This is a genomic window from Roseibium album (assembly GCF_001404515.1).
Classification (GTDB): domain Bacteria; phylum Pseudomonadota; class Alphaproteobacteria; order Rhizobiales; family Stappiaceae; genus Roseibium; species Roseibium album.
On record NZ_CXWE01000005.1, the window covers coordinates 300,387 to 312,129 of the forward strand.

Annotated in this window: 6 protein-coding genes; 3 read left to right on the forward strand and 3 right to left on the reverse strand. The window is 55.2% G+C overall.

All coding sequences use genetic code 11. The features are described from left to right. The first annotated feature begins 360 nt into the window (after positions 1–360). The 3 genes from LA5095_RS18300 (at position 361) to LA5095_RS18310 (ending at position 7,796) form a co-directional block, all read left to right on the forward strand. Positions 361–681: a hypothetical protein gene (locus LA5095_RS18300; protein ID WP_055117512.1), complete on the forward strand. Its 321-nt coding sequence runs from the start codon at positions 361–363 to the stop codon at positions 679–681. A gap of 535 nt (positions 682–1,216) precedes the next feature. Then, complete coding sequence (locus tag LA5095_RS32775; RefSeq protein WP_055117514.1) at positions 1,217–6,352, forward strand: DUF8508 domain-containing protein; 5,136 nt, start codon at positions 1,217–1,219, stop codon at positions 6,350–6,352. Positions 6,353–6,539: 187 nt separating this feature from the next. Continuing rightward, on the forward strand, positions 6,540–7,796 hold the full coding sequence (locus LA5095_RS18310) for a hypothetical protein (protein WP_055117516.1): 1,257 nt from the start codon (positions 6,540–6,542) through the stop codon (positions 7,794–7,796). A 41-nt stretch (positions 7,797–7,837) separates the two neighbouring features. Here LA5095_RS18310 and LA5095_RS18315 read toward each other — a convergent pair whose 3' ends face one another. Genes LA5095_RS18315 through LA5095_RS18325 form a run of 3 tightly spaced genes read right to left on the reverse strand, consistent with a single transcriptional unit; the run spans position 7,838 to position 11,660 of the window. Next, a complete protein-coding gene (locus LA5095_RS18315; protein ID WP_055118034.1) occupies positions 7,838–9,250 on the reverse strand; it encodes a 3'-5' exonuclease in 1,413 nt (470 codons plus the stop codon). Continuing rightward, positions 9,250–9,771, reverse strand: a complete 522-nt coding sequence (locus LA5095_RS18320) for a hypothetical protein (protein WP_055117518.1) — start codon at positions 9,769–9,771, stop codon at positions 9,250–9,252. The genes LA5095_RS18315 and LA5095_RS18320 overlap by 1 nt, the downstream gene beginning before the upstream one ends. Positions 9,772–9,830: 59 nt before the next feature. Next, positions 9,831–11,660, reverse strand: coding sequence for a DUF294 nucleotidyltransferase-like domain-containing protein (locus tag LA5095_RS18325; protein WP_055117519.1), 1,830 nt, complete (start codon positions 11,658–11,660; stop codon positions 9,831–9,833). Positions 11,661–11,743 lie beyond the last annotated feature (83 nt).

Sequence of the window (11,743 nt, forward strand, 5' to 3'; positions counted from 1 at the left end):
AGAAAAATCCGAAATTTCCAACACCCGGTTTTGACTGAAGAAAATTTGCAATCGCAGGCCCCGCCGCGTTCCCCGGGCGGCACACTTCAACGAATTCACCCAATTCAACCAACGAAAATCTACTCATCAAGTAAAACGTGAAGAGTGACATATATCACATAAATAAAAAATTGGATATTTCTGTAAAAAAACCCGAAATTCTACACCCGTAGTGAGATCATATAATAAAGCATCAACTTTTTTAAAAAATTCGGAACCTATTACGATCCAGCACGTTCTTATGTTGTAAGCGCAATGCAGACACCGGGTATACCGGAAGGCATCGCGATTACCGAATTCAAGTCAAACAGGAGTTTAACCATGCGCACTCAAAAGAAACTGATCACTTCCCTTCTGGCCGCAGTCTTTGTTTCCGGCGCTTTCGTTGGTACGGCGAACGCGATTGATCTCGGCGGTATTTACGGCGACTCCAATGGTGATGAGCCGGTGTTTTTCACCGACAGCCAGCGCAGCGTCAACAGCAGCCAGCTCCGCGCACCATCCAGAAAAGGCAATCGCGCTGATGCAGGTGTTTTCGCAGACTATGCAGACCAGGCCTATGGCGACTTGAACGGCAACACGCCGGTTTCCGTCCGCCGTTTGCAGGCTGACAATGCACGGGCTCTTAGCGCACGTAACTAGGTCGTCAGAATGAGGACAGGAAAAGGATCCTCTGACATCGGCAGCATTTAAGGCGTCCGAGCAAACAGGAAGGTTCCTCGCTGGAGGGATTGTTCACAAGAAAGGGCCACGCTATCTGCGTGGCCTTTCTTCATGTTTGGATAGAACAGGAACATGCAAAATATGAGAGTGACAATCGCATCGCTGCACAATCTCGATCTGCGAGACACTGGTTGGCGGGGACTGCCAGAAACGAAAATCACATTCCCCATGAGACCAAAATCGTTTGGTCCATCTTTCAAATATCAGATAACGCTGAAATTAGTAATTTTCCGGCTAAATATCTAAGATTCAATAATTTTCTCTGTCATTAATCGTTCATTAACCTGTCAAAAAACGCTGATACCACGCCCAACCTACACATTATTCATCGATACTTGAGCAATTTATTCGGCTGTCGAATGTGACTTTCCCCCTGGAAAAATTTTCCGTTGCGATCGCTCAGGATCGGTTCTCTTAAGGGCAATGCTCTGCACATCAAGGGTGAGGGACGATTATGGGTTATCAATATGGACCTGAGGCTTCTAGGGACCAGGAAAAGGATCAGGGCAAAGTCCTCGATGAAGCGCTTGAGAAAGCGATTGAAAACCTGAATGCCAACCTGAGCGCCTACAACCTTGCTCGGGTGACCCCCGAGCTTGGTCAGGCCGCCAGTTTCCTCGAGGAAAGCGAATTTCCGAAGATCGAAGGCAGAAAAGCGGATTATTCGAGCGCTGGCGAAGCTATCTATGTGCGCCTTGATCAGGATTGGGGCACAAAACTGACCAACAAGAAACTAGGCTGGATCCCTCTCAATGAGGGCATAGCAAACGATACTGTGGAACATGACGACCTCGCGGATATCCGAAACGTAAAGGGAACCAAGTTTCGCGACCTGATCGTGGGCGACGATCAGAACAATACCATCAGGGGCCTCGGTGGCGACGACTATATCGGCGGATTTGATGGGAATGACAGGCTGTTCGGCAACAAGGGCGACGACGATCTATTCGGCGGCAAAGGTGATGATCGGGCAAAGGGCGGCAAGGGAGATGATTTTGCCGATGGCGGCGAGGGCATGGATACGCTCGTGTTCTCCGGCAAACTGGAAGACTATGTAGTTGATCTGGAAGCCGGCATTGTCAAAGACCTTCGTAAGAACAAGGACGGCACCGATACATTTGTGAATTTCGAGTACCTGGAATTTCAGGATCAGACGATCAGCGCATCTGTTCCCTCACCGGAAGTCTTCACGCTCGAGCTGCTGCACTTCGCCGATCAGGAAGCCAATGCTGCGACGATCGACAACATCGACAATTTGTCCGGTATTCTGAATGCCCTGCGCGCCGAAGATCTTGGCGACGACGGGGTCGTCGACAACACTCTCACATTGAGTTCCGGTGATGCCATCATCCCCGGTCTGTTTTTCGATGCTTCCGAAGCTGTTTTCGGCTCGCAGGGTATCGCGGACATCCAGATCCAGAACGAGTTGGGCGTCCAGGCGATCGCTCTGGGCAACCATGAATTCGATCTGGGCACCGGACTGCTCGCCGGGCTGATCGATGGCTCCGCGACCGGTGCGTTTACCAACAGCGCGTTTGACGGAACAGATCTGGAAGGCGCCGACTTCGAAGGTGCATTGTTCCCCTACCTGTCTGCTAACCTTGACTTTTCCACCGATCCCAACCTCGCACCACTTGAGGCAGCCGGCGGACAGGATACGGCCACGCTCCAGAACGTCGTAACCTCCTCAAGCGTCTCGGATGTTAACGGCGAAAAGATCGGTATCATCGGCGCGACCGTGCCCACAATCCGCTCGATCTCGAGCCCCGGAGATGACCTTGGCATTTCTCCGGCCTGGGCCAGCGGCACACCGACGGATGAAGAACTGGACGCGCTTGCGCTCATCATTCAGGCCGAGGTGGATCAGCTTCTGACTGACAATCCCGACATGAACAAGGTGATCCTTCTGAGCCATATGCAGCAGATCAGCATCGAGCAGGCGCTTGCGGCTCGGCTCGAGAATGTCGACATTATCGTGGCGGGTGGCTCGAACACGCGGCTCTTTGACGACAATGACCGTGTGCGTGATGGTGACAGCGATCAGGGTCAATACCCCCAGTTCATCACCAACGCCGGTGGCACCACAACAGCAGTCGTAAACACCGACGGCAATTACAAATATGTCGGCCGCCTTGTCGTGGACTTCGACGAAGATGGTAACATCATCCCGGAAAGCTACGACGAAAACATCTCCGGTGCTTACGCGACCGACGATCAGGGCATCGCCGACCTGGGCGCCGAAGATCTGATCGATCCGGAAATTGACGCGATCACGGATGCCATTCAGGCGCAGATCGTCGCCACCGAGTCGAATGTATTCGGTGTGTCGGACGTGTTCCTGAACGGCAATCGCTCTGGCACGTTTGCCGAGGACGATCCGGACGGTGTACGAACGCAGGAGACCAATCTCGGAAACCTGACTGCGGACGCAAACCTGGCCTACGCAAACCAGGTTATTGCTGTTGAAGGGCTTGGTGACGAAGTGGTCATTTCCGTCAAAAACGGCGGTGGCATCCGCGCCAATATTGGCCAGATCGTAGTTCCTGCCGGTGGTACAGAAGCCGTGCGTGTGCCGAACGAGGAAATCCTCGACGAAGACGGCAACGTGGTCAAACCGGAAGGCGGCATCAGCCAGAACGACATCGCCACCACACTGGCCTTCAACAATGGACTGACACTGCTTGATATCAACAAGGCAGAGATAAAGGCTTTCCTCGAAGGTGCTGTCAGCGCCTTGCCCACAGGCGTATCGGGAGGTTTTCCGCAAATCTCCGGGCTGAAATTTTCGTTTGACGAGACGAGAACTGCCCAGACCTACGATACGGACGGAAACATCGACATTGCAGGTGAGCGGGTGCTCAATGCCGGTATCTTCGACGCAGACGGCAACCTGATTGCTGAAATCGTCCGCGACGGAGCGATCGTTGGCGACCCTGCGGAAAGTTTCCGGATGGTGACGCTCAACTTCCTGGCCAATGCCGGGGATGAAATTCTGTCAACTCTGTCCAACCCAAATCGCGTTGACCTGATCGATCTTGATGCCAATGGCGTCGCCGACGACATCTTCTCGGGGGATGCCACGTTCGCAGCTGATGGGACGGAACAGGACGCACTGGCCGAATATCTGGACGACAACTTCAACCCGGCCAAGGGCGGCACGGCCTACAATGAGGGTGACACCGGTCCAGACACGGACGGCCGGATCCAGAACATTACGTTCCGCGAAGATACGATCTTTGATGGCGTAGTTGAGCCCTCTGGCATTGTCATCAACGAAGTCCTGGGCAGCACGACAGGTGTTGACAGCGAATACATTGAACTCTTCGGCGAACCTGGAGACTCTCTTGCAGGTCTCAGCCTGATCGTGGTGGAGAGTGATGCAGGCTCGTCGAACGGGACGATTGATCGGCAATTCGACTTCCCGGAAGATGCCGTCATCGGAGAAAACGGCTACTTCCTTGTTGCGAATGGCAATACGGAAGCAACCTACGGTGTCACTCCAGACGCATCCATCCCTGACAACTGGATCGAGAACAGCTCATACACCATAGCCCTGGTCGAAACAGCGAGCATTGCAGGTGATATTGTCACCGGTTCAGAAATCGTCATCGATACCGTTGGCGTGTCAGACGGAGAGGAAAGCGACAGCTTCTTCTTTGATGCACCAGTTATCGGTCCTGATGGCTCCTTCCTGCCCGCCGGCGTCGGACGCGTCACCGACGGTGTCGACACGGACACCGCCGCGGACTGGTCCATACTGGACTTCAACAACGATCCGACGGTCAACACTCCAACATCCGGAAACACCGGCGGCGGCGGAGGTGTTGAGGAAGTCGCAATATTCGACATCCAGGGTGCTGGCCATACCTCGACTTTCGAAGGCAAGTCCATCCTGACCTCCGGTGTCGTTACCGCCGTGGACTCCAACGGGTTCTATATGCAGGACCCAGAAGGTGATGACGATATTGCAACTTCGGACGGAATCTTTGTCTTCACTGGCAGTACGCCAGCAGTGTCTGTTGGTGATGCTGTCAACGTGGAAGCATCGGTCGCCGAATTCACGCCGGGTGGCGTAGGCACACGCAACCTGTCCACGACCCAGCTTGTCAGTCCGGTTGTCACTGTCACTGGAACCGGCGTCGTCGCAGCGACGATCATCGGCCAGGACGGACGGATACCGCCAAACCAGGTCATAGACGACGACGGCTTCGGAACGATTGCCGGGCTCGGCGGCTTTGATCCGGAAACCGACGGCATCGATTTTTTCGAGAGCCTCGAGGGCATGCTTGTCACGGCTCAGGACGTCGTCGCCGTTGCCGGCACGAACCGGTTCGGTGAAATCTTTGGTGTAGTGGACCAAGGTGATGATGCGACGGGGTTAAGCAGCCGTGGAACGCTCAATATTTCACCCGATGACTTCAATCCGGAAAAAATCCAGATCGACTTTGACGACGGCATCCTCGACTTCGAATTTCCGGTCGTCAATGTCGGCGATCAACTCGGCGACGTGACCGGCGTCGTGACCTACAGCTTCGGCAACTTCGAGATAGCGCCGACCGTCGACTTCACGAGCCAGATCATCTCTGCAGGACTTGAAGCCGAGACGACAGAGCTAGCCGGTTCGGAAGATCTGCTGACAGTCGCAAGCTACAATGTTCTCAACCTTGATCCGAATGACGGAGACGGGGATGCAGACCTCGCAAATGGCCGCTTCACCAAAATCGCCGAGCAGATCGTCAACAATCTTGGAACACCCGACATCATCGCCCTCCAGGAAATCCAGGACAACAGCGGCTCGGACGACAACGGCGTCACCTCGGCAAGCAAGACGCTTCAGCTTCTTGCTCTGGAAATCGACAAAGCGGATGACGGCTTTATAAATGGCAGCCTGAACTTCGAGTTCATCGACAACACCTCTATCGGAAACAACACTTCGGGTGGCCAGCCGGGCGGCAATATCCGCACCGCCTTCCTCTTCAACTCTGATCGTGTGGACCTGGTAGAGGACTCCGTTGAGGCCGTCGGCGACCAGAATGCAGGCAGTGCCTTTGAAGGTGCAAGATTGCCGCTGGTCGCATCCTTCAATTTCGAAGGTGATGAAGTGACAATCGTCAACAACCACTTCTCGTCCAAAGGCGGTTCCGCTCCGATCCTTGGTGTCGAGCAGCCCTTCGATCAGCGACAGGAAGATGTAACAGTCAACGGCAGCCTTGACGAACGTCAGGTGCAAGCTGCGGCGGTCGCTGACTACGTCGATGATATCGTTGCAGAAAATGAGAACGCCAATGTCATAGTACTCGGTGATTTGAACGAATTCGAGTTCATTTCGCCGGTCTCGACGCTGGAAGCGAGTGGTGGCGGTCTTACCAATCTGGTGAACACCATTGACGAAGATGAAATCTACAGCTTCGTCTTCCAGGGCAATTCGCAGTCGCTGGATCACATTCTGGTAAGCGATCACCTAGCAGACGGTGCCTCGTTCGACTTCGTCCACGTGAACTCCGAATTCGCTGAAACCGACCAGCGGGCCAGCGACCACGACCCGCTTCTGGCTCAGCTCGACCTGTCGGGCGACCTGTTCACCGTTTGACGAAAAGGCCAGACGGACTATCGAGCCAACAAACTCGGGGGGAGCGGTCATCCGCTTCCCCTTTTTCGATTTGCACAGTTGAAGATTGCAAAGTGCAGCCCTGCCATCAATTGACGGGCTGAACCTGATCCTGCCTAATGAAACAGGCCCTCACCTCACTGCGATTCATTCGAAGGAAACGAGTAACATGGATGCGACCCCGTTTGATTACTCCGATTACCAACCTAAAGGCGACAAGCAAAACTCTGATTTTTTTGAAGAGTATTTGCCGAAGATCTATGCCCGCCGGAAGGCATCAGGCGTGGACGACCTTGTCGGCCAGATGAAGGCGGTCGTCATTCAGGTCGAGGCGGGAGACGGCGTTGCGACGATGGCTGAACTGCACCGGATGACGCCGAACCGCTATCATTCCAGCTATGTCTCCGGCACACATAAATTTCATGTTCTGCACAACCGGCCCGAATTTCCGGCCGTCATTTTGATGGAACCGCTTTCCGACGCTTATGAAGACTATATCAGGCGTCTCAACGTGCTTTATCCATCGTCGCGGTCCAAGCCCAACACGCGCTACGTCGGTGAAGTGTTCCATTGTCCGGATACCGCAACACTCTGCAAAACCCTCGAAGCCCAGAGCATCCGTTTCGAGTATCCCGGCGAAACTGAAAATGATTTTTATACCTCAAAGGGTGTTCTGTTCTCCCTGCCCTCGGACTTCACCGGCAACCGGATCGGCTACAGCAATTGCGATTTCAACGATCCTGAAAGTATCGGGCTGGGTGAGCGGCTTGAATTGACCGACGAAGAAAAGGCATCCCTTCAGGAAGGCATCTTGTTCGCCGAGGAACACGGACTGGACAAACTGATGCTCGGCTACGACCACATGGCAACACGTATACTTGCCGGGGAACGCGAAGACGCGATCCTGGAGTTCCAGACAATGGTTCCGTATTACTTCTGGGGCGCTTACAACATTTCCGATATGAACTCTTCAACCAATGTGAACCGCTGCCCGATCGTGAGCGACGACAAGCAGTCTCCGGCCAAGGTGTTCACCGCCAACAACACTCCGTCTTTCGTCAATTCCTTCGAGAACCTGCCGATGCCGACGGAAAACTTTGTCCGAAATTTCGGCCGCAGAATGCATCACATGGCAGTTGAGATCCTGGATGGCGATCACCCGTCGAATCAGAAAAACGTCGACTATGTCGTTGGCATCCTTGGCCAGCAGGGCGTACCATTCCTTGCGCATGTGGTTGGCGAATGCAAAGATTCGCCCGATCTGAAGCAGATCTTCTCCAAGCACTCGCCACATACGCTGCTGATCACTGAATACATTGAACGCTGCAAGGCTTTCGACGGATTTTTCACCAAGTCGAATGTAGCCGCCCTGACCGCTGCCGCTGGCAGGGACGAGCGCTACCAGCACGGTCACGTCTTCGACTGAAAAAGCCTGCGGTTCGCGAGGCCGGCTGCCAGGTCAGCCGGTCAGTTGAGGTCTTTCAACAACCTGCCGTGTTTGCGGGTTTGCTGAATGACATCACCGAAAGTCCGGTAGCCGCGGGACGACAGGATCGGCAACATTTTGCAAAGTGCTTCGGCGGTCGCCTGGGCATCACCAAGTGCGGTGTGCCGGAGATCAGGTGCAATTGTAATGTCGAGACGTCTGCAGACGGCATCCAGCGAATGTTCTTCCGTGTCGCCGAAAAGCACGGCGGACAGGAGAACCGTATCCAGCATGGGATGATCCCAGTTTAGTCCGCATATCCTGCCGTGACGTTTCAGGAACGCCATATCGAACGGCGCATTGTGTGCAACCATCACACAGTCACGGGCAAACCCGTAAAATTTTGTCACGGCGGTGCCGGCGTCGGGTGCATCGGCGACCATGGCGTCCGTTATGCGATGAACTTTCGTGGATGCAGGTGGTATGCTCCGGCCGGGGTTGACGAGTTGATCCACCTTCTCCCCGGGAACGATCCTGCCTTTGACGACACGAACAGCTCCAATCTGGACGATTTCGTCCTTGTTGGGCATCAGGCCAGTGGTTTCCGTGTCGAACACGACAAAATTCAACTCCTGCAACGGCCTGTCCTCAATCGCATGCTCCGTTTTGTGCTCGGTAAGGTCGAAATCGTAAATCAGCGGACGCTCCGCATCCGGCGATATCCTTGCCTTTGTACCATCCACCAGGATCATGTAGCCGGGCACCTGTCTGAGCTTCTTCAGGCGGAGTTCAAATCGCAGATTTCCCTGGCTGCATTTGACCTGCGCAACAGCCTCGGTGCGGCCTTCCGAAAGCTTTTCCTGAGCGGCACTCAATTCGGTTTCGTTAAAATAGTCGAAGACGGATGCACTGAGGCGCGGAACATGCACCTGTCCCAGCACATCTGCTGCCTGCCCGTCATAGAGCATGATCCTGTGGTTCGGACTGACCAGAATGATAGCAACCGGAATCTCGGTCAAAAGCATGGCAAGGTGCGCTTTTTCGGCCATCAGACGCGCTGTCTGAATTGCAACCTCATCATCGGTTTCGGCCGATACCCTGGAAAGTTTCCCCGTCACGGCCTGGACGGCGGGTCCAAGGTCTCCAAGAAAACGGGAACCGTGCAAATCGACCAGCGCGTCGACACCCGCATGCGCACGCGTTCTGATCCCGGCAGCAAGACGATCGATCGGCTTGGCGACATTTTCATCGAAAAGCAGCCAGATCGTGGTCGTCACGGCCAGGATCGCAAACACCGAGAGGAAACCCGAAATCAGAAAGGCGGACGTGACCCCACCTTCGTCCAGCCGGTTGAATGCGAAATAGTGCGACAGTCCGACCAGGATCGAGCAAACCGCCGCAGAACCAGAAAACAGCAGAAAGGTGCGCACGCGCAGGCTGAGCGACGTCAACATCATTCCGCTCCGCAGATTGTTGAAACGATGGGATCGTCGGCAGTTACATGGATCCAGTCAGCCCCGGAAACAACACCGCCTTCTTCGAAGGAAATCGCATCGCTCAGCGCGGCGCGTCGATTGCGCGTGCAGTCGGCAAGAACGGTAAGTTTGTTCACCGGCGCCCATCGACCGAAGAAATAGGTATCGGCAAGCCTTTCATTCGGCCGCTCGGGATGGGTACGAATGGTCTCGACATCGATGGCAACAAACCGCTCTACGAAAGGCTGGATATAGGTCCAGGGTCTGTAGACGGCTCTGCTTTCAATCGTCTGCGCAATGACGAGGCCTTCCGGCAGGGTTTCTTTGGTTCGGGAAAACCATCCATATTCATTTGAGACAGTGGTCACGATCATCGCTATCCCGGCCGCCACTGGAGCAAACCAGCGCGGCAAACGTCCGCCGAGCACCCTGTTCACCAGCATGACGACACCCGCGGCCGCGATACCGGCGACAAAGGCTGCAATCAACTCGACAAACATATTCTTCCTCCCGCGCGAAACTTCGGTCTTCCTCCCACCGGTTCGCTTCTGAAAAATTCCTAACCCAGCATGCCGCGCCCGTGCCCGATGGAAGACTGCATTGTCTTGACCACGACAAAGGCGTCCCGCAAATGGCTTCGTTCAAAATCGGACAAGGTCGAAGGCTGAAGGAAGTTGTCGGGTTTCTGGCCCTGCTTGATCAGCCCTGCCTGATGAAGCAACCGCGTTTCGGCGATCAGGTCGTAGGCATCCAGCAGATCGCTGCCGCCTGATTGACTGAGCCGGCCGTTTGCCCTCGCTTCCAGCAAACGTGCCTTGGTGTTCACCGCGCTGATCTGACCTTGCAATGCATATATCCGGGCAAGGTCGACAATCGGTACGACACCATTGAGCTTTGTGTCGAGCGTATTCTTGTGCTCTCCGGACCGGATCGTCGCCAGCCCCCTCAGCAGGTTCAGTGGTGGATGATGTTTCAGCGAGTTGCTGACCATGTGCGCCACGAAAATGGAATTCGAAGCCGCGCTCTGGAGCGTGTCCTCCTGAAGGTTTTCAAAGAGCTCTTTGCGGCCCCCGATGGGACGTAGATCAAACATCACCGAACTCAGCATCTGCGCCTCCGGATCCGGCGTCTGGATCCAGCCCTCGAAGTAACTCTTCCAGACATTCACCGGTTGGCACCAGCGCGGGTTCGTCGCCATCATGTCCCCCGGGCAATAGATGTAACCGCAGGAATTCAGGCCATCGCAGACGAACGTCGCCAGATCCGCAAAGTATCCGACCCGGTCGTTCTCGCTCGCCGCATCGTCGAGGAACAGGCAATTGTCCTGATCGCTCACACCCGTCTGTTCCTGGCGCCCCTGGGATCCGCAAGCCAGCCAGAGATAGGGCACTGGCGGCGGACCGAGTTTGATTTCGGCCAATGCCAAAAGGCGGCGGGTTACGGTATCGGCAATATCGGTGATCAGCCGAGTGACCACCTCATGTGGGCTGCCGGCGGCCACAAGCTGCAGCAGAAGTTGTGGAATATGGGCTGTAACCCCAGCCATGTCATCAGCGGTCGCAGCACGGGTAACCTGACCAACCATGTCCGCGGAACTGATTGCCTGAAAACGGGTCAGATCGGTCTGCGTCACCATTCCGACGAGCTTGTCTCCCTCAACAATCGGCACGTGTCCGATCCAGCGTTCCATCATCAGGTGCAGGACATCGGTTCCGATCGCCGATGGCGGCAACGTGACCGGGTTGCTCGTCATGACCTCTGACACGGCAGTATCGCCTTGCCGTCCTTCCGCAAGGATCTTGCCTGCAAGGTCGCGGTTGGTCACGATCCCGAGCAGCCTTTCGGCATGATCTGTCACGCATAGCGAAGAAATGTGGCGGTCTCGCATGACCCGCGCGGCTTCCTGGACCGACGTATCTGCCTGACAGGTAATCGGATTTCGCGCCATCAGCGTTTCCGCCAGGCTCGTGGCAAGATCCCTGCCGCGTGTGCTTGATTTGCGCGCGCGGTCGAAAAAGCGCGCAAAGACCTTGTGTTCATCGAGAAGTTTTCGGAAGTCAGCAGGTGGAAGGACAAGCAGAAGTGTGTGTTCGTCCGCCTGTGCAGACGTGACAGCCGTTCCTTCCTTCAGCAACCCCCGTTCCCCGAACGTGTTTCGCAGAACCAGATGGCTGACGACGACATTGTTCTCGTCCCTGACCTTGACCGCCCCTTCATAGATGACGAAGAGACCGGGAAGGGTCTCACCGAACTTGTAGATATGATCGTCGGGCCCGGCCTTGCGAACCTCGAAACGGTTTGCAAGTGCTTCCAGCACCTCATGCGACAGGGCATCGTAAGGGTGCAGGGTTTTCAGAAATCGCAATATCTGATCGACACTTGGCGACATCAGGTTGACCTCGGCAGGAACGGAAATATCCTGCCCGGCAGCAGCCCGGGCAGGACGCGATCATGGTCATGTCGGGCAGCTGC